Below are 19,813 nucleotides of genomic sequence, written 5' to 3' on the forward strand. Positions count from 1 at the left end.
GCAGAATCGGGCGAGATGATGGAGGATGTTGACCAACTTGTTCTTGGCGGAGTCGTCGAGGAGAGGGAGGCGACCGGCGACTCGGGACATGCAGTGATAGATTGCGGGGAGGGAAGGATCGGCCTTGATGCGGGGTATTCTCATGGTTTGGGGAGTGGATGGTTACTGGGCTGGAAGCGTGAGTATTCCCATTGCGAAGTCAATTTAAAACGCCTGACCTATTAAATCATAGAAGTCCAGCTTAAGCGGCCTGGCTTATTAGCTTGAGCTTGTGCCTTGTGTGAATTTCCCAACGGCAATGCGATAAGCGAGGCCCCGGGTAGCACCGGCCTGGCTTGGAGAAAGCCAGCTCGTTTAATGACCTGCCTATTCATTAGGGCCGCAGCGGTGGGGTGCTACGGGACGTGGAGTCGCGGAGTTCGTCCCTCCGATTCGCTGCCTCCTCATCCACAACCCGGAGATGCGCCGGCCGGGTGCAACCGCCCACTTGCGGCTTCCGCCGGGGAGGGGCGGTCCTTAGGTTGCCGGCCGATGAAGTCGCCGCCCAGGGTTGCCGTGATCGGCACCGGATCGCTCGGAAAGGAGCATGCGCGCATCTATGCCGCCATGGCGGCGGCGGGGGAGGTGATCTTCGCGGGCGTTCACGACGCGATTCCGGAGACGGCCCGGGCGGTGGCGGACCGCCTCGGGGTGCGGGCCTTCGGCGACCTGGCGGAGGCGATGGAGTCGGCCGAGGTGTTCAGCGTGGTCACACCCACCTCGACCCATTTCGAGACGGCCAGTCACCTGCTGCGCCACAACCGGCATGTGCTGGTGGAGAAGCCGATGACGGACAATGCGGCGGACGCGACGGCCCTGGTCGAGCTGGCGCGCGAGAAGGGGTGCGTCCTGCTGGTGGGCCATGTGGAACGGTTCAACCCGGTGTTTCAGCGGTTGCAGGAAATGGCGCCGGTTCCGCGCTTCATCGAGGCTCATCGGTTGTCGCCCTACCCGGCCCGCAGCACGGACATCGGGGTGGTGTTGGATCTGATGATCCACGATCTGGATGTGATCCTGGCCTTTGTGAATTCCCCGGTGGTGGCGGTGGATGCGGTGGGGATCCCGGTGTTGAGCCGGAGCGAGGACATCGCCAACGCGCGGCTGCGGTTCGCCAACGGCTGCATTGCCAACCTCACGGCCAGCCGGGTGAGCACGGAGCGGATGCGGAAGATCCGCGTGTTTTCCGGCGGGGCCAAACCGGCTTACGTGTCGCTGGATTACCGCGCCCAGACCGGATACGCGCTGCGACTGGCCCGATCGGACGAGAAGGAGAGTTCGCTGCTGAAGAAGCTGCTGCACGCGCGGGACTCCTCGATCGTGGTGGAGTTCGCGGGGCGCCGCATCGTCCGCGAGCCGGTGCCCATCACCCGGGAGGAACCGCTGCAGTTGGAACTGAAGCATTTCATCCGGTGCGTGACGGAGCAGGGCGCCCCGCTGGTGAGCGGCGAATCGGCCAAGCACGCCCTTGATCTCGCCTTCACGATCACCCGCCAGATCGAGGCCCAGGTGCCGCCGGAATTGGGATGAGAACCGACGCCGACCGACCGCCAGGTGTTCCGCCGCATCCGGCTTCGCTTTCCGCAGGGGCCGGGGATGAACCCCAGTGCCCGCTGAAATCCCTTCAGTTCATGCTGATTGCCGGGGAACCCAGCGGCGATCTGCTGGCGGCGGAACTGGTCGGGTCCCTGCGCGAGCGGGTGGTGCAACGCGGCGGCGTCCCCCCGCAGTTCTTCGGGGCGGGCGGGCCCCGCATGGGGGAGGCAGGGGTGGAACTGCAACTCGACCTGACCCAATACGCCATCATCGGCCTGGCCGATGTGCTGAGGAATCTGTGGCGCCTGCGGCGCATCCTCGAACAGATGCTCGATCTCGCCTGCGCACGCCGGCCGGAGGTGATTGTCTGCGTGGACTACGGCGGCTTCAACCGCCGGTTCGCAGCCGCCTTGCGGGCACGTCAGACGGCCGGCTGGCGCCCACACCTGGTCCAGTATGTGTCGCCCCAGGTCTGGGCGTCGCGTCCCGGGCGGGCCCGCACGCTCGCCCGCGACCTCGACCTGCTGGTGAGCATCCTGCCCATCGAACCGGCATGGTATGCCCGGCGGCATCCGCGATTGCGGGTGGAGTTCGTGGGGCACCCCATCGTGGACCGGCATCCGGCCGCGGCGAAAGCGATCGAACCCCCGGAGGGATGCCCGCGGAGGGTGGTCCTGCTGCCAGGCAGTCGTCCTTCCGAGATCGCGCGGCATTGGCCCCTGATGCTGGAGGCGGCCCGACGGGTGGCGGCGGGAAAGGGTCCGGCGGTCGAGTGGGTGGCGGTGTTTCCGGACGACAGCCTGCGGCAGGCGGCGCTTGCCGCGGACAAGGGCACGGACCTGGCGCTCGAGTGCCGGGTGGGCGGCCTGAGCGAGGAACTGGCCCGGGCGACGCTCTCGATCGCGTCAACGGGCACGGTGACCCTCGAATGCGCCCTGTGGCGGGTGCCGACGCTGGCGATCTACCAGGCCTCCTGGAGCACCTATCAAATCGCCCGGCGCATCATCCGGGTGCGGCATCTGGCCCTTCCCAATCTGCTGGCACCGGCGCCGGTCATGCCGGAGTTCCTCCAGACCCAGGCCACACCCGAAACCATTGCCGCCGAGGCGGGTCGCTTGCTGTGCGATGCGGACGCACGGCGCGCCATGCGCGAACGACTCGGCGACGTCGTGGCGCAGCTCGGCCCGCCCGGGGCCGTCGGCCGGGCCGCTGAAGCGATTCTGGGTCTGTTGCCGGCCGACCCTCGTGGACCGGCAGCCGGTCGGGATCGCCCACCAGAACTCAGGACCGGGTGATGGTCTCGTGCAGGTTGAAGATGACGCGCGCCACCGAGGTCCAGGCGGCCAGCTCGTCGCGGCGCAGATCCTCCGGAACCGGCCGGTTTCCGGTTGCCAGCAACTGTTCGGCGGCTCCCGCATCGGCCGAGTATTCCCGGGCGTGATCGGCCAGCAGGTTGCCGAGGATTCGGTACTCGTCGGGACGGGGCTGGCGCGACAGCGCCTCCCGGAAGGCGAACCTCAGGCGGTCCCGCACCGTGGTGCCGCCCTCGCGCAGGATGCGCTCCGCGAACACCCGGGCGGCCTCGACATAGGTGGGGTCGTTCAGCAGGACCAGCGCCTGCTGCGGCGAATTGGATCGAACCCGTTCGGCGGTGCACTCCTCCCGCGTCGGGGCATCGAAGGCCGCCAGACTCGGGTGCAGGAAGGTCCGTTGCCAGTGCGTGTACAGCCCCCGGCGATACTGGTTTTCGTCGCGGTCGGCTTCGTATTCGCGCTTCGGAAAGTTCAACTGCGAATAATACCCGGCCGGCTGGTACGGTTTGGAGCTGGGCCCTTCAAACTGGTGCACCAGCAGTCCGCTTGCCGACAGCGCCAGGTCCCGCACGAACTCCGCATCGATCCGGAACGCCGATTGCCGGGCCAGCCACCGGTTGTCCGGATCCACCTCGCGCAAGGCTTCGGTGCCGCGTGAACTCTGCCGGTACGTGGCCGAGGTGACCATCAGGCGCACCACGTGCTTGAGGTTCCATCCGCTGTCCCGCAGCTCGCACGCCAGCCAGTCGAGCAAGGCCGGATGCGACGGCCATTCCCCCTGCGCCCCGATGTCCTCGAGCTTCTTCGACAATCCCACCCCGAAGAACTGCTTCCACAACCGGTTCACCATCACCCGGGCGGTCAACGGGTTGTCCGGCGCGGTGATCCACTCCGCCAGGTCCCGTCGCGTGAGCCGCCGGTCCGTCACCCCCTGCTGCGGCAGAAAATGCGGCACCGCCGGCTTCACCACGTCCCCGCCGTCGTCCAGCCAGTTGCCGCGCCGCAGGATCCGTGTCTCCCTCGGTTCCGGAAGGGCCTCCGACACCAGCGTCCTTGGCATCGAAGCCAGCAGGCTCCTGAGGGATTCCTGCGCCTGGGTCAGCGCCGTGCGCGTCGGCTCCAGCAGGGGAGTGATCCCCGCGAAATGCGTCTTGAGGCGGGCTCGCTGTTCCTCAGTACGTTTCGCGGGAGGAACCTGGGCGGCCGCGACGATCTCCGGTGGCATCTGGTCCACGATCTGAAAGTAGAAGCCGCTGCCGCCCCCGGCATTGACCACTTTCATCAGCAACCCGTTCTCCCCGGCGCGAAGCCGCACCACCGGCTTCTCCTGGCCGGCGGCGGCCCCACGCTGGACCTTCTTCGCCAGCACTTCCTCGCCGTTCAGCCACACCCGCAGGGCATCGTCGCTGCCCAACGACAATTCGATGTCCTGTTCGACCGCAACCCGGAGGGTCCGGAAGACATAGGTCGCCGAGTTTTCGCCGTCGAGCGCCTGAATGGTGCCGTCCTTCCAATGCGACCGCGCCTTCCACTTCAGGGCGCCCCCGTCGAACTCCGCCTCGAGATCCACGCCCTGTTCCGGACCGAACTCCCGGTCGTAGGCCTCCTCGAAGCTGTCCGCCCCGAACGGACCCACCATGTGCCAGGGACCCAGCTCCACCCGGCCGTCCTTCGCCAGACTGCGTTCCCATTCGGACCGGGCTGCCACCAGTTCCGGCGTCTCGTCCGCCAAGGCGGCCTTCAACCGGGCGATCGTCCCCTCCAGGCGCGCCTGTTCGGCGGTTTGCGCCGCTGTGGGCAGACGCAGCATGGGACCCCAATCCCCGCCTCCAAACCCGCGTGCGTAAAAGCCCTGCTCATTCAGGTCGGCAAAGAACGCCGCAAAACTGTAGAAGTCCCGGGCGGTGAACGGATCGTACTTGTGGTCATGACATTCCGCGCACCCGAGCGTCACCCCGAGCCAGGCCGTGGCAGTGTTCCGCACGCGGTCGGCGGCGTACTTGGCGAGGTACTCGCGATCCTGGGCTCCGCCTTCGGCCGTGATCATCAGCAACCGGTTGTACGCCGAGGCCACCCGTTGATCCCGGGTCGCGTCAGGCAGCAGGTCCCCCGCCAGGTTTTCCAGCGTGAACCGGTCGAAGGGCATGTTGGCGTTGAATGCCCGGATCACATAATCCCGGTAGGGCCAGACGCTGAAGTCCTGGTCCCCGTGATACCCCACCGTGTCCGCGTAGCGCGCCAGATCGAGCCAGAACACCGCCATCCGCTCCCCGTAATGCGGCGATGCCAGCATCGCGTCCACGGCATGCCCATAGGCTTCGGGATCGTTCGACGCCGCAAAGGCCTCCACCTCCTTCGATCGCGGCGGCAGTCCCGTCAGATCCAGACTCAACCTCCGGTAAAGCGTCCGCCGATCCGCCTCCGCCGACCGGGCAAGCCCGCGCGATGCCAGTTCGGCGTCGATGAACCGGTCGATCGCCTCCGCACCCCAGGAACGCCCGGTCCCCCGGCCGGAGCCGTCTGGATCCTCAGCCCCCGGCACCTCCGGGCGCTTCAAGGGTTCATAGGCCCAGTGCCCCTCGTACCCGGCACCGCTTCGGATCCACTCCTCCAAGGTCGCCTTCTGGGCCTCGGTCAGCGGCTTCTTCAAATCCGGCGGCGGCATGATGTCCTCCGGATCGTCGCTCCGGACCCGCTCCATCAGCGTGCTCCGGTCGGGATGCCCCGCCACCACGGCCGCGCGACCCCGGCGCAGCGCCAAGGCCCCCTCCCGCGTGTCCAGCCGCAGGCCCGCCTTCCGCGTCGAGGCGTCCGGCCCGTGACAGTGGAAGCAGTGATCCGACAGGATTGGCCGGATGTCCCGGTTGAATCGCAGTTCTTCCGCCCTGCTCTCCGGCACCGCCAGCCATAGCATTGCCGCCATCATCGGACCCACTCCGGTCCAGCCTGGATCACGCTCGCGCCGCTTCATTGGATTCCCGGCATCATCCGGGAGCGGCGCCTCGATGCAAGCTGCGACCGGCCGTCGGACGGGGTCATCCTCCGGGGCCCGCCGGCCGGCCTCGTCCCTTGTCTGCCGTAACGTGCGTGGTAGTGTGGCGCCGTGACCTTCGACGCACCCGCCACTATCTCCGAGCGCCGCCCGCTGAAGATGGTGACCTGCGGCGGGTGTGCCGCCAAGGTGTTCATCCCGGCCGATCTTCCCCCCCTCGAATTCACCCCCTGCGGCAAGTGCGGGCATCCCCTGATGATGCCGCTCAAAATGCGGCAGCTCGAACTCCGCGCCCCCATCGCCTCGGGCGGCATGGGCACCGTCTATCGCGCCTTCGACGAGATGCTGCTCCGCGAGGTGGCGGTGAAGCTGATGCGCCGCGAGTTGCTCAACGACCGGGAGGCGGTCGAGGCTTTCCAGCGGGAAGCCCGGGCCTGCGGCGCCCTCAACCACACCAACATCATCCACATCTACGAGTTCGATCAGATCAACGGCCAGCTCTACATGGTCATGGAACTGGCCGACCGCGGCAGCCTCGACAGCCGCATCGAGAAGGAACAGCGCATCCCCGAACTCGATATCCTGGATACCGGCATCAAGGTCGCCGGCGCCCTCGACGCGGCCCTCAAGAAGAACCTCCTCCACCGCGACATCAAGCCGGGCAACATCCTCTTCAATGCCGACGGGGAACCCAAACTGGTGGACTTCGGACTCGCCCGTCCTGCCCAGCACGACGGCGTGGACGAATCGTCCCTCTGGGCCACCCCGTACTACGTCGCTCCCGAAAAGGTGAAGCGCGAACAGGAGACGTTCTCCTCCGACCTCTACAGCCTGGCCGGGGCCCTCTACCACGCCCTGACCGGACACGTCCCCTTCGAGGCCCCCACCGTCGAGGAACTCATCGCCGCCCATATCCACACCCCGCTCACCCCCCCCAACCACGTGCGGCCGGATATTTCCCAGCCCACCAGCGACGCCCTCTGGCAGGCCATGGCCAAGAACCCCGCCGACCGGTTCCAGAGTTACGACGGGTTCATCATGGCCCTCACCGCCGCCCGCAGCCAGCTCCTCGTCTCCCTCTTCCGCCCGGGAGAGGCCGCCCCAACCCCCGGCGGCCGCATGCGCAAGTGGCTTGGGCGCTAAGCCGTCTCTTCCATCCCCGCACCGCACCTCCCCCGCGTTCCGCCCGTCAGCCTTCGCGCCAGCCGGATCGCCGCCCGCATGCTCGATGCCTCCGCCACGCCCCGGCCGGCAACATCGTAGGCCGTCCCGTGGTCCGGCGAAGTCCGCACAAACGGCAGGCCGAGCGTCCAGTTCACCCCGCTCGCAAACGCCACCAGCTTCAACGGCGCCAATCCCTGGTCATGGTACATGGCCACCACCACGTCGTATTCCCCGCGCCAGGCCTCATGAAAGACCGTGTCCCCCGCGCGCGGCCCAACCACCTCCCAGCCCGCCGTCCGCGCCCGCTCGATCGCCGGCACCAGCACCCGCCCCTCCTCGTCCCCCAGCATTCCCCCCTCGCCCGCGTGCGGATTGAGACCGCACACCGCAATCCGTGCCCGCCCCAAGCCCAGCCGCCCGCAGGCCTCGACGGAATGGCGGATCGCCCGGAACACCCCTTCGGTCGTCACCGCCTCGGCCACCTGCCGCAGCGGCACATGCGTCGTCGCCAGCGACACCCTCAGCCACCGTCCCCCGGGATCATCGCCCAGCAGCAGCATGGTCACCTCAACCCCGCCCGCCAATCCCGCCAGGTGCTCGGTTTGCCCGACAAAGGCATGTCCTGTCCGGAGGATGGCTTCCTTGCTCACCGGCGCCGTCACCAACCCTCCGAACCCACCGGACAGGCAGCCCGCGGCGGCGGCATTCAGGTAATCCAGTGCCGCCTCCGCCGCCATCGGCGAACCCGGCTCCATGAGGTCCGGCAGCGGTTCGGACCTCGGATCGACGACCCTCACCGCAGCCGCTTCATCGACCTCGCCCGCCAGATTCAACCCAATCCCCAGCCGCCGGTTCCACGCCTCCAATTGGGTCCGGTCCCCCACCAGCACGTACCGCGTCGTCTCCCCGGTCTCCAACTCGGCCGCCACCGCTTTGAGGGTCACTTCCGGCCCGATCCCGCTCGGATCTCCACACGCAATCGCCAACGGCTGCCGCATCGCCCCGGACCCTACCGCCCCACCCCCGCCGTTGCACCCTTTCGCTTTCCTCAGAATCGGATTCGTAATCTTAATCGTAATCTTAATCTTGAGCTCGCTTCACCTTTCGGAGGGACGGGCTCCACGAGGCCGCAACGGTGTGGAGCGTTGGGTTGAGGACTCGCGGAGCTCGTCCCTCCGATTCGCTGGCTCGGTACCGACAACTTGGGGATGCACCGCCCTCTGAATCGGATTCGTAATCGTAATCGTAATCTCGCTTCACTCCGGAGGGACGAGCTCTTCAGGGTCGAACATGCCGGTGCCCTTTTCGAGGACGAGTACGCGTCCGATGCCAGGGCAAATGCCGGAGCAGGTCCGCAATCCATTGCTCCACTCCCCTGCGGCCTCGTGGAACCCGGCCCTCCGAATTCACCACCCCGCTTTCGCCTCTCAGATCCCCTGCGCCACCAGCGGGACATCAATACTCGGATACTTCGGGTGGTTGGTTTCGATCACCAGACGTGCCCCCAGCGGCGCGGGAGGCAGGCTCCATCCCGACGGCAGGGTCATCTGCACCACGTAACTGTTGGTTCCGCCTCCCCGCTGCACCTGGGGTTGGGTGAACACCGGGCCGCCTTCCAGCACCGCCCCGGTGATCGCGAAGTCAGGCATCCCGTCCAGACAACGCACCAGCACCTGGTGATGCCGGTCCGTGGCCAGCATCCCTCCCGGGACCACCACCCGCGGCGGCACCACCGTCACCGCCCGTTCCACCAACACCCGCGCCGCCAGCGCCAGCGACTCCGGCCAGCCCTCGGGCACCGGCGTCTGCAACTGGACGAACAGCGCCGTCTGCTGCAACCCGGTTCCCAGCGCACGGTCGGTGCCGACCTCGACGTCGTATTCCCGCCCGGGCAACACCTCGTTCAGCCGGGCCGTGAACCCTGGCGTCTGCGGATGCACCGACACCACACCCACGTCCTCCGCGAACGACAGCCGCATCACCCCCTGGGTCGCACTCTGCTGCGGATCCACCCGGCCGAGATCCAGGATGGGCGGCGTGATCGTCAGCGGTTTCCATGACCGCCCCGTCACCCGCACCGGCACACTGGGAACCCGCGCATCGCTGTGAATCGTGAGGGTCTCCTCGAACTCCCCTTCGTCCCGCGGCATCACCAGCATCAGGTCCAGCAGTCCGGCCCCCCCCGGCGGCACCGGTGTCCGTAATCCCCGCAGCACCCGTCCCCCGGCTGGCAGGCTCACCCGCTGCACCATCAGGGGCGCCTGACCGGGATTCGTGAAGGAAATCGTCACCGGCCGCTGCGTCCCCGCGAAGGCCCGGCCCAGGTCCACCACCTCCGTTCCCAACCTCAGTTCGGGGATCCGTTCCCGGACCAGCCCCAGGTGGCTGGCGAACAGTCGGAAGAACTCCTGCGCATCCGCCGGCGCCCCCACGACAATCTCCTGACCGATGATGAACTGGGGGATGTTGCCGCGCTGCGTCACCGCCCGGTTGGCCGCGTGAATCTCCCGCGTCAGTTCGAAGAGCCAGGTGATCCAGCCCTCGTGCTCCACCAGGGCCGCCTGCAGCCGGTCCGCCCCCAACCGCTGCGACAACACGCTCCGCACCGCGGTCGGATGCAGCGTCGTCCGTTCCCCGTACAGGTCGTCCGCCACCGACCGCCACAGATCGCGATCCACCCGCCACGTGGCCAGCATCATGCGCTGGATCTCCCGCGACTCCGCACTGCCGTAGCTCGGCAGCATGAAAAGACCCAACCGATCCGTCCCCAGCCCCTCCCAGACGTCATGCAGCGTCCGGTGGGCGTTGCGGCAGTACCGGCACGAGTAGTCTGAGATCATCACCGCCAGGTAGGGCGCCTCGGGGGACCCCACCAGCGGCAGTTCCCTCGCATCCAGGTCGAACCGTCCCTGGTGCAGACGCAACCGCCCCGCCGCCACCGTCCTGCCCCCACTCCCTGCCTCCGCGTCCCCCCGCTCCACCCCGGGCGCAGGAACCGCCGCGCTTTCGCCTCCGGGTGACGGATCCGCAACCGGTCCGGCGTTCGTCCCGCCGCCGGATGTTGTCCCCATCGAAGCGGTCACGATCCGGGCCGGTGGCGGTTCCGGGCTCAGCGCCTGCACGCCCATCCATCCCCCCATCGCCACCGCCGCGCAGGCAAAGGCCGGGCCCCACACCCCTCGCGCCGCCTCCGCCGTTTCGCGTCGTCCCTTGCGCCCCGTCGTACCGGCGGTTCCGGCACCGCGTCCCTCCCGCCGCCACGCCAGCGCCATCAGGATCGCGCCCGTGGTCGCCACGGCATGGGTGGCCGTGCACCAAGGACAGAAGGCGCGCAGGACAAACGCCTGGAGAAACCCGAACCACACTGCCGCCGTCGGAATCAGTATCGCCAGCGCCGCACCCGCCACCCGCACGCGCCACTGGCCCGGACCGAACGGACGCGCCCCCAGCACCGCCAGAATCACGTAGGTGGCCGCCCCGAACAATCCGACCGGCACCCCGAACACCTTCGACCACTTCGACGCCAGCACCGCCGCGCAGTCGCCGGCGTCACACCCGGGAACCGATCCCGACCCGGCCCCCTGCACCGCCAGCCACCCGGACAACCCGGTCGCCAGGGCCAGCGCGATCAACGCGGCCCGGCGCAACGTGCGTCCCCCGGAAGAGGACCCTGACGACGGGGTCGCGACGGATTCCTTGCTCGATCGGGCCATGCTGGGCGGAGGGAAAGGGTTGGAAAGAACGATGCCTTCTCAGTCCAGGCGGGCCTCATACCCCTTCAGGGTCTTCTCGAGCTGCCCGCGCTCGACCTCGTCGGCCGCCACCGCGACCGCCTTCCGCTGCATCGCGATCGCCTCCTTCAACTGGCCCGTCTCGAAGTACGCCCGTGCATAGGTGTCCGCCACCGACGCATCCTTGCCGCCCGTCCTCTCGTAGGCGATCCGCGCCGCCCGCATCGCCAGATCAAGATCCCGATTCCGGATCGACGGATGAGTGAGAATGACCCACGAGAACGTGTTCAGCAGTGCGGCGCTGGACCCGCCTTCGCGCACAATCCGATCCCCGAGTTCCCGCGCCCCGGTCGCTTCCTCCGCTTCGGCCGCCCGCTGGAAATATTCCCGCATGCTCGTCTCCGCCGCCATCACCCGCCTGGCCGTCTCGATGTCATGCCGCCCTTCGAGGATGTCCTCGATGGCCTGGTCCAAGCCGGCCTTGGGATGTCCCCGCCACGCCACCCGCCCCTCGAGGTCGATCACAAACGCATGCGGAATCCCCTGCACCCCAAAGGCTCTCATGTATCCCTCGGTCGTCGCCTCCCCGTCGTCCACCGCCACCGTGTACCCCATCTGGTCGCCCATCCGCTCCACGAACGGACGCACCCGCCCCACGGCCTCGTCGCTCACCCCCACCACCCGGACCCCCCGGTCCTGGTAGCGTTTCTGCAGCTCCGTAAGATGCGGAATGCTCACCCGGCACGGCCCGCACCACGTCGCCCAGAACTCCACCACCACCACGTGGGTGCCCCGTGCGGACGCAAGGTCCACCGGTTCCCCCTTCACCCAATGCGCGATTCGCAACGGCGGCGCCTCCATCCCCAGGTCGGCCGCCCCGCCCACCGGAAGGCCAAGCGCCAGCAAAACAACAACGAAACACAGGCGTTTCATGAAGGCGCGACTCAAACATCGCCGGGCGGAATGTCAAACCCGCGGCCGTTCCCGTCGACGCCACCGGTGCCTCCCGGAGGGGTGGGTCGTGGAACCCGGCTCTCCGATCTCAACCGTCCGCTTCACATCCGGAGGGACGAACCCCGCGAGTCCACAACCCAACCCTGCACCTCCGGATTGCACGGCTGCTCCCCGGAACGCCCGATCCAGGCTTGCACCGCTCCATTCGGTAACATCCCGCCGGAATCCGGGTAGGGGATCGGTATGCTTGGTGCCCGCATGTCCCCAAGGCAGCCCGACTTCATCCTGAGCCTGGCTGCCGTCCTCCTCGCCCTTCCGCTGTCCGGCACCGCCGCCGACAGCGTTCATGCCGCGCCGTTCCAGGTGGGCCAGACCTTCTTCGAGCGGGCCGCCACCAACAGCGCCCAGTACCCGCTCCTGCCCGGCGTCCATGATGTCGCCGCCACGGCGAACCTGCCCCAACCCTACCGGCTCCGCTCGTTCCTCGGCGGTCTCCTCTGGGGCACCGGCGAACTGGCCGAATTTCATCAATGGGTCGATGCCCCCGGCGATCCGTCACGCTGGCACGAGGGGCACTGGCAGCAGCTTCGCCTCGACCAGCAGCCGATCTACCTCAACCCGGTGATGCTCAGCTTCAACTGGGCCCCCGGCCAGTTCGGCAGCGATCCCGCCCTCCTCGAACCCCGCACCCCGCTCAACCAGGGCGGCATCTACAACGGGTTCGCCGTCACCAACTTCGCCTACCCCCCGAGCCTCCTCATCCAAGGCTCCCCCATCCCCAATCGCAGCGTCCCTCCCTACCCCTACTTCCAGCGGCGCGGCCTCAATCTCGCCCTGCCGTTTCCCTACCTCACCCCCGACCGAAACTGGAACGACGCCTTCCCCGAGCCCTGGAAGCGGTCCCCGCTCCGTCTCGAGACGCGGCCCCTCGAGACCTTCCTCCTGGTCCCGAACAACCTCACTCCGACCGAACTCCACGCCCGCCAGTCCCCGGACTCCAGCTATCTCACCACCGCCTGGACCCCCGACTGGAACCCGAACGACGATGTCCGCACCCTCCTGGTGGATCGCATGGGCGACTGGGATGCCGACCTCGTGTACCAGGATCCCAAGGCTCCCTTCTCCCGCACCGCCCACGCCGATCCGGGCATCGGACGTTACCTCAAGCTGACCGTCGCCAACGGGTCGCCCTATGTCTGGTGCGAAATGAATGACCTGCGTTACGCCCAGCTCTACAACCTCATCTTCGGCCTGCGCCCCGCCCGCTCGATCACCGCACCCGCCACCGTTCCCGGCCTCCCCGAGGTCCAGTACGCCCTGATCTCGGGCAACCAGGACGATCCCCAGCGCGCCATCCCCGGCATCGAGGCCGTCCCCTCCCAACTCAATCCGGCCGGTGCCCAGGACAATCACACCACCGCCGCCATCTTCTGGTACCGCGTCAATCCCCGCGCCGCCAATCAGCCGGTCGCCTTCTCGTCCGGCACCGACCCTCTCGATCTCGACTACCTCCAGCTCGATTTCGGATCCGACCCGGGCAAGGTGTTCTTCGTCGTCGCCCTCCTCCCCGTTCAGGCCCACTACCCGACCACGGGCCAGCCCCTCGATCTCGATGCCGCCCGCGCCTATGCCGAAGCCCTCGGCCAGTACGCCTTCAACTACGTCACCGCCACCCGCGTCCGCTACTCGGTCGCCCGCAAGTCCGTGGTCACCTCGACCTGGACGAGCGACCTCTCCAATCCCCATGCCAACCCAGCCCTCGTGGCCGCCCCCAACACCGTCCACGCGCTCCTCCCCCATCAGTACCAGCCGATGACCCTCGGCACCAACCTCACCACGCAGACTGCCGTCACCTGGACCCCGCTCGTTCCCGAATCCGTCACCCCGTGGGCCCCCGCCCTGCCGTCCGGTTCGCCGGTCCTTCGCTACTGGACCGCCCGCGGCACCCTTGCCACCTATCTGGGCACTCCGACCACCGCGGACGGCACCTCCGCTTCCTCCTTCCAGACCCGCTATCTCCACCAGAATTTCCTCGCCGCCCTGCCCCCGCCGCGCTGGACCGGCTCCGTCCATTCCGACCAGCCCCTCAACGCCACCATCATCACCCGCGACCAGCAGGACTACGCCGAAACCGCGCCCATCGGCTCCGGACCCCGCATGGTCAGTGTCGGACAGTTCCTCATGGATGACATCGCGACGCAGTACATGAACAACACCGCCTACGGCAACCAGCCCTGGGGTGTGTATTTCCATCGCAACTCCATCGATTCCTACGGGGTCAATGCCGCCTTCTCCCGCGTGGCCCAGCAACTCGGCACGCTTCATCTCTTCGACCAGTACGCCCCCGCCGCCAAGCCGACCTACATCGACCAGTTCTGGTTCAATGCCCAGGGACCCGTTCCCTACTACCGTGCGCCCGACACCCACCGTCCCGGGGTCGATCCTGCCGCCGCACTCCAGGACACCGTGGCCGGCCTCCAGAAAGGCATCTCCAGTCTCTTCGGGGAAAACCCCGCCGTCGCCGTGGTCAATTACGATTTCTGGTCCGGCGGCTTCAAGCAGGATGGCAGCGCCGACATCGTGAATCATCGCACCCCCAACCTCTGGAACATCGAGTACTTCGTCCGCTGGGAACCCGAGGCCGGACGCGTGGTCATGCACCCCAACGGCGCCTTCCCCGCCTTCTTCTGGACCCCCCGGACCACCAACATGGCGCCCCCCGTCGCCACCACCTACCCGCCCCCCGCCCTTCAGCCCCAACGGGAGACGCCCCCTGTCCCCGCCGACGCCATCAATGTCGATCCTCCCCAGAACATTCCCACCGACCAGAGTTCCAATCCCTACTATCCCGGGACCATGTGGGACGGCTTCGGCATCGCCTCCCAGTTCAACGATCACCACTACAATCTCGGCTATCTCATCGCCGCCGCCTCCCTCGTCACCCTCTACGACAATTCCTGGCTCGACACCCCCACCGCCAGCGCCTGGGCCGGTCGTGACGCCTTCGGCCCCGGCATCGATGCCATCATTCAGACCCTCGGGAACGACCCCGACAATCCGGCCTTCCAGAGCGCCCTGTTCCTCCCCGAGGAAATGCGGAGCTCATTCCCCAAATTCTCCTTCTTCGATGTCTGGGCCGGTCATCCCTGGGCCAGCGGCATCACCCCCGGTCCCGGCACCCAGCCGCTCGGCCTGAACGAAAACTCGAACTACGAAGGCAACCAGGCCTGGTCCGCCACCACCCTCTGGGGCATGGCCACCGACCGGCCCGCCGTGACCGACCTCGGTCTCTTCCTCTACACCCTCGGCTCCTGGGCCGGCGATTTCTACTTCTTCGACAAGAACGCCAACGCCGTCCCCGGTAATCCCTGGTCCTGGGTCCCGGTCACCACCGGCTCCGACACCAACAATGGCGGCGTCTATCAGCCCGGCCTCACCCAGCACGCCGCGAACCCGCTGGGTGGCACCAACTCCATTCCTGTCGGCACCGCGACCCAGTACCAGGGCGGCGGGAGCCTCGCCAATTTCTTCGGGGGGTTTCCGCAGGGTTCCCGGCTCATCCAGGCCTTCCCCGCCACACCCTGGCATCTGGCCATCGGCCGCAATCCCGGCTTCATGCGCCAGTGGAGCGCCGCCCTGGCCTCCCCCGAATGGCAGGCTCTCAACGTGAATCACCCGGACCAGCCCGCCCTCTTCAAGGGACAGTACATGGCCGCCCTCGACCAGGTCATGGCCCTCGGCGGCATGGACCGCCCTTCCGCCGCGGCTCCCTATGCCGATCCCTCCGGCCAGCTTCCCCTCCTCGATTACTGGGCCAACCTCTTCATCGGCGACGGCACCCCGCCCTACGCCATCGGGGCCGTGGGACAATCCATGCTCCAGCCAAGCCAGACCGTCGGCGAAGTCTTCCACTGGCTTCTCACCCTCGATCAGTACGGGCTCCCCGACTTCTCCATCGTCGGCCATGCCGTCTCCGATTCCCGAACCCCGGCCAGTTCCCCCGACGCCCACGTCTTCACCGCCGCCTTCACCAAGGTCGTGGACGGTCTCCCCATCACCTCGTACTTCGCGTTCAATCCCGGCACCCGCGCGGTGGTCGCCAACTTCTGGCGCGTGGACGACACCGCTGAGACCACCCCGCTCGTCTCGGGCGGTCTCCTGGTCCAGCCGAAGCGCTGGGCCCGCGCCCAGAATCCTCCCGGTGAAGTCCACCTCCACTCACCCCAACTCGATCCCGTCACCGGCCACTTCACCTTCACCGTCGATGTGGATCACACGCTCGTGCTCCTCCTGGAGCGGAGCTTCGATCTCATCACCTGGGAATCCATCCCCATCCCGCCTCACGACCCGACCCAAAAGGTCTATGACCTCGATCTCGGGCCCAATCCGAACGGCTCCGCCTTCTTCCGCATCACCACCCTGGACTTTTGAGCCCCGGGCTCCCACCCGGACTTGTGAACCCGACACGGGATTGGTGGATGAAATTGGTCCCTGTCGCGGACTTCACAGTGGGCCGGTTGAGTTGAACGGAACGAGGACTAACCGGCCAACGGCGGAGTGCCTGGTGACTTGTCCGGCGGACTCTTGGATCTGTGGGTTCCCTCGCCGCCCCATCACCCGCAGCCTCCGTTCCCTGAATCGAGATCCGAGGGAGCTTCGCCTTCCTTCCCGACATGGAATTGAAGCACTGTACGATGCGCATTGCACGGTCGAGGGAGCCGGATTCCCAGGCTCTCTGCGCTTCATGGGAACTGCGCAGTGACCCGCCTTGGTTCGCCCTCCCCAGACCCCCCCTTCGAGTGGGTTCTCCTCGGATTCTTGCAGGTGACCTCGTGACGTCGCGGTAGGGACGCCGGGTAACCGGCGTCCCTACCGCGACAGTACGAGTACGAGTGAGAGGACGGCTGCAAAATGCTGACATGCGGGCCCGTTGTGAGCGGTGCATCCCCAAGATGTCGGTGAGGAGGCAGCAAATCGGAGGGACGAGCTCCGCGAGTCCGCGATCGATTGCACCACTCCCCTGTGGCCTCGTGGAACTCGGCCCTCCGAATTCACCACCCCGCTTCACCATTCGGAGGGACGAGCTCTGCGAGTCCGCGATCGATTGCACCACTCCCCTGCGGCCTCGTGGAACTCGGCCCTCCGAGATGACGCCTCGCGAATGTCGCACCTCTTCCCACAACCTCGGGATGCACGGGCAAACGCGGTGCATCCCGAAGTTGCGGCGAAGGGTGGGAGCTTGGGAGCTTCACCCTCCATCAGGAGAAACCCGGAGGGTTTCCAGCGATTAGCCGGGGGTCGGGCCCGGCTTCGCGGGTTCGACCCCCGGGCAACAGTCCCACCCCTCACACGACCCCGCCAAGGGGTCGCAGAACCCACCGGTTGGAGGGCGCGGGCAGGCTCGACGGTCCCGCCTCCTGCCACACCACCGCCTGAAGACTCATTCAACTCACCCCGCAAGGTTCCCTTCCGGACGCCCGAATTCCTTCACCCCACCCCACTCGCCACTCGCCACTCGCCACTCGCCACTCGCCACTCGCCACTCGCCACTTCTTACGCCCGCCCAAGCCACCCCTCGCACGACTCGTACTCAGCCCGAAGGGCGGTACTCGTCCTCGTCCTCGTCCTCGAACCCGCAGGGACACCCCTTCGCGTGTTGCCTTGTGGCGGGGGCGAGGGGCGAGGGGCGAGGGGCGAGGGGCGGGGCGATTACGAGTACGATTACGAGTACGAGGACTGCTGCAAAATGCATGAGATGCGGGCCCGTTGTGAGCGGTGCATCCCCAAGTTGTCGGTGAGCAGGCAGCCAATCGGAGGGACGAGCTCCGCGAGTCCTCAACCCATTGCACCCCTACGCTTCGGCCTCGTGGAACTCGGCCCTCCTAAGCGCCGCCTGGCGAAGTTCGCGCCTCCTCACCCACAACGCCGGAATGCACCGCGTTGGGAAAAGCACGGTTCTGGCCGCTCGCTTCCGGGACCGCGTCTCCGCCAGCGTGGGCGCCTATCAGCCCGATGGCCCCATGATGCGTTCCAGCGTCCAGGAGGTGGCACCCTCACCCATGGCTCGACCCTCCGAATCCTGGCCCTTTTCGGCGACGACACGCGACTCGTGACCGCAACCGCCGCACAAGCCACAACAAGTCGGCAGCAGGACAACGACCCGCTCATTGCCCTCAAGGCTCCAACGAGGGAACCCAGCGATCGGTGCAAGACTGCCACCCGTTGAAGCCACCCCACCCAACGAGACCGCGGCCCCCGGCGTTCGGGTGTCCACGCTTCAGCGTGTCGGCGCTTGGGAAGGGAACTTCAGAATCAAGCATTGCCCGCAACCTCCAGTTCCGATCATTCATCGTCCCGTCCCAGGATCGACAGACAGTGGCAGCAACTGGCGCGGAGCCACTGAAACAGCGGCGGCTACTCCGCGATGGTGCGGATGCGACTGCACCTGAACGGCTTGAGCTTCCGTATTGCGCAGATGGGACCGGATTTCCTCCTGGTCGAGTCTCCGGCCGACCACCCACCCACCCAAGCCACCATCGAAATGCACGTGGACGGCTCCCACCGCATTTGGGAAGTGAGCCTGCCGCAGGGCATGAAAGCAGGCAATCCGCGTGTCTGCCTAAATTTGACAGAATAGCGACCATCAACGGTCCGCCGCTTTCTTCGACTGTTTCCCAACGGACCAGCAGGTGGTGGCGAAGGCGAAGACGGGTCTTCGCTCGGGAGGGATAGGGTACCGGGGAGGGGGCGGGTTCGCCTTTGAAGTAGGTGCCGATGGCCTCGCAGATCCTGTGAAACGGCGAACGCGACCCCATAGTGGCCATCTCCGGGGCACGCCAACGGCGTGCAAGCAATCCAGCCCAGGGCAAGCCCGCGCCAGTGGGCGTCGCCCAGGGAACAACGTCCCCACCCCGCGCAAGGCACGCCGAAGGTGTGCCGGTGGCCCCGTCCCCGCGCGATGAACGTTCGGGGTGGAACCACCCCCGCCCCTTTAGGGGCGGTTCGGGTCTGTTGTGGCGTGTCACCCAGGGCGGCGGCCCGCGGACGCGGGCCTTGCCCTGGGCTGGATTACCGGCACGCCGTTGGCGTGGGGACGGGTGTGCGAGATACCCCATCCAGGCGGGCCGACGATGGGCCCGACCCAACCCACCCACACCAGCCCACGGGGCACCCACGATGCGCCGCCCCCGCCATGGAGCCCATTGGCCTGCTCCACGGGCAACACCCAAAAAAATTCCGATCCTCGGCGTCCCCCGCGACGCGGATCCCCGTGAACGGTTACACGCCGGGAGATCATCCGGCCGATACCCACCCACCGGCAAAGGCGAGAACCGACACCTCTCCGCGATAAACTCCCACTCGAGGATTGCCCGGCGACGCCGTTGAGGTTACCACATCCAACCATTCCCAGGGACCGATGCAAGGAGTTCGAAGTGACCATCGGAACAAGCGAGTTCGCGGACCCGATTCGGCGGCCCATCGAAGGCCGCCCCTCCGACTGGTCCGTCTGCTCCGACACCGAAGAACTCCGGTCACGCCTCCCGAAAGGCAATGTTCCTCGGCACACTCTCCCCCGCACAGGTCTCCTCTCGGGTGCGGATGCATCTCGAAGTGGGCGGCGTGCTGTTCCCGGTCAACCAGCTCGGACCCGACTCCGCCATCGTCGAGGCCACCGCGGCCCACTCCCCCGGCCCGGCCAGGTTGCTTGTGGCCGTGGACGACACTCTGACCGTTCGCCAAGCTTTCCTTCCCGAGGGTATCCCGCCCGGCCCCTTTCGGACTCGGCTCGCGCTGGTCTGAGGAGGGGACGGGTCCGTCCACGTGGGCCTGACCCGTCAAGCGCCCTTCGACGCCCAAGCCAGATCCGTATCCAACTCGGCCATGTCGTAGGGGCGCACCACGTGGCGCTTCGCGAGCAACGCCTCGAATGCACGACGACCGATTCCGGCCATTTCAACCGCCTTGCCGAGGGACAACACCTCGCGGGCGTAAAGGCCGACAGCAAGTTCCTTCATCAGTTCGGCCGTGACCTCCTGCCGTGGAAGGCGCATCGCCGTCACGACTTCTTCGGAAATCTCAAGGGTCAA

Annotated in this window: 11 protein-coding genes; 6 read left to right on the forward strand and 5 right to left on the reverse strand. The window is 67.2% G+C overall.

Annotated features, from left to right (window positions below):
- Window positions 1–531 precede the first annotated feature (531 nt).
- Together KF833_22185 and lpxB are read left to right on the forward strand one after the other, a co-directional pair.
- A complete protein-coding gene (locus KF833_22185) occupies window positions 532–1,566 on the forward strand; it encodes a Gfo/Idh/MocA family oxidoreductase (GenBank protein MBX3748026.1) in 1,035 nt (344 codons plus the stop codon).
- A gap of 101 nt (window positions 1,567–1,667) precedes the next feature.
- Entirely contained in the window at window positions 1,668–2,867 is a 1,200-nt protein-coding gene (gene lpxB / locus KF833_22190) for a lipid-A-disaccharide synthase (GenBank protein MBX3748027.1), read from the forward strand.
- Here lpxB and KF833_22195 read toward each other — a convergent pair.
- Window positions 2,854–5,856: a PSD1 domain-containing protein gene (locus KF833_22195; GenBank protein ID MBX3748028.1), complete on the reverse strand. Its 3,003-nt coding sequence runs from the start codon at window positions 5,854–5,856 to the stop codon at window positions 2,854–2,856. The genes lpxB and KF833_22195 overlap by 14 nt on opposite strands.
- 180 nt (window positions 5,857–6,036) lie before the next feature.
- Between KF833_22195 and KF833_22200 the strand changes: the two genes are divergently transcribed.
- Window positions 6,037–7,020 (forward strand): serine/threonine protein kinase, encoded by a 984-nt coding sequence (locus KF833_22200; GenBank protein MBX3748029.1) that lies wholly within the window; start codon window positions 6,037–6,039, stop codon window positions 7,018–7,020.
- Here KF833_22200 and pdxA read toward each other — a convergent pair.
- From pdxA to KF833_22215, 3 genes are all read right to left on the reverse strand, one after another.
- Window positions 7,017–8,039, reverse strand: a complete 1,023-nt coding sequence (gene pdxA, locus KF833_22205) for a 4-hydroxythreonine-4-phosphate dehydrogenase PdxA (protein ID MBX3748030.1) — start codon at window positions 8,037–8,039, stop codon at window positions 7,017–7,019. The genes KF833_22200 and pdxA overlap by 4 nt on opposite strands.
- Window positions 8,040–8,468: 429 nt before the next feature.
- Window positions 8,469–10,754 (reverse strand): DUF1573 domain-containing protein, encoded by a 2,286-nt coding sequence (locus KF833_22210; protein MBX3748031.1) that lies wholly within the window; start codon window positions 10,752–10,754, stop codon window positions 8,469–8,471.
- 39 nt (window positions 10,755–10,793) lie between these two features.
- Complete coding sequence (locus tag KF833_22215; GenBank protein MBX3748032.1) at window positions 10,794–11,705, reverse strand: redoxin domain-containing protein; 912 nt, start codon at window positions 11,703–11,705, stop codon at window positions 10,794–10,796.
- 279 nt (window positions 11,706–11,984) lie between these two features.
- Between KF833_22215 and KF833_22220 the strand changes: the two genes are divergently transcribed.
- The 3 genes from KF833_22220 to KF833_22230 all read left to right on the forward strand — a co-directional run bounded on the left by KF833_22220 (window position 11,985) and on the right by KF833_22230 (window position 19,526).
- Window positions 11,985–16,157: a hypothetical protein gene (locus KF833_22220; protein ID MBX3748033.1), complete on the forward strand. Its 4,173-nt coding sequence runs from the start codon at window positions 11,985–11,987 to the stop codon at window positions 16,155–16,157.
- Between the two features lie 2,002 nt (window positions 16,158–18,159).
- Window positions 18,160–18,363: a hypothetical protein gene (locus KF833_22225; GenBank protein ID MBX3748034.1), complete on the forward strand. Its 204-nt coding sequence runs from the start codon at window positions 18,160–18,162 to the stop codon at window positions 18,361–18,363.
- Window positions 18,364–19,325: 962 nt separating this feature from the next.
- Window positions 19,326–19,526, forward strand: a complete 201-nt coding sequence (locus KF833_22230) for a hypothetical protein (protein ID MBX3748035.1) — start codon at window positions 19,326–19,328, stop codon at window positions 19,524–19,526.
- Between the two features lie 35 nt (window positions 19,527–19,561).
- Here KF833_22230 and KF833_22235 read toward each other — a convergent pair whose 3' ends face one another.
- Window positions 19,562–19,813 (reverse strand): UPF0175 family protein, encoded by a 252-nt coding sequence (locus KF833_22235; protein MBX3748036.1) that lies wholly within the window; start codon window positions 19,811–19,813, stop codon window positions 19,562–19,564.

This window comes from Verrucomicrobiia bacterium (assembly GCA_019634625.1).
Classification (GTDB): domain Bacteria; phylum Verrucomicrobiota; class Verrucomicrobiia; order Limisphaerales; family CAIMTB01; genus CAIMTB01.

Coding starts and splice junctions, on each gene's coding strand:
- KF833_22185 (MBX3748026.1), top strand. CDS start 532: ATGAAGTCGCCGCCCAGGGTTGCCGTGATCGGCACCGGATCGCTCGGA.
- lpxB (MBX3748027.1), top strand. CDS start 1,668: ATGCTGATTGCCGGGGAACCCAGCGGCGATCTGCTGGCGGCGGAACTG.
- KF833_22195 (MBX3748028.1), bottom strand. CDS start 5,856: ATGAAGCGGCGCGAGCGTGATCCAGGCTGGACCGGAGTGGGTCCGATG.
- KF833_22200 (MBX3748029.1), top strand. CDS start 6,037: ATGGTGACCTGCGGCGGGTGTGCCGCCAAGGTGTTCATCCCGGCCGAT.
- pdxA (MBX3748030.1), bottom strand. CDS start 8,039: ATGCGGCAGCCGTTGGCGATTGCGTGTGGAGATCCGAGCGGGATCGGG.
- KF833_22210 (MBX3748031.1), bottom strand. CDS start 10,754: ATGGCCCGATCGAGCAAGGAATCCGTCGCGACCCCGTCGTCAGGGTCC.
- KF833_22215 (MBX3748032.1), bottom strand. CDS start 11,705: ATGAAACGCCTGTGTTTCGTTGTTGTTTTGCTGGCGCTTGGCCTTCCG.
- KF833_22220 (MBX3748033.1), top strand. CDS start 11,985: ATGTCCCCAAGGCAGCCCGACTTCATCCTGAGCCTGGCTGCCGTCCTC.
- KF833_22225 (MBX3748034.1), top strand. CDS start 18,160: ATGCGACTGCACCTGAACGGCTTGAGCTTCCGTATTGCGCAGATGGGA.
- KF833_22230 (MBX3748035.1), top strand. CDS start 19,326: ATGCATCTCGAAGTGGGCGGCGTGCTGTTCCCGGTCAACCAGCTCGGA.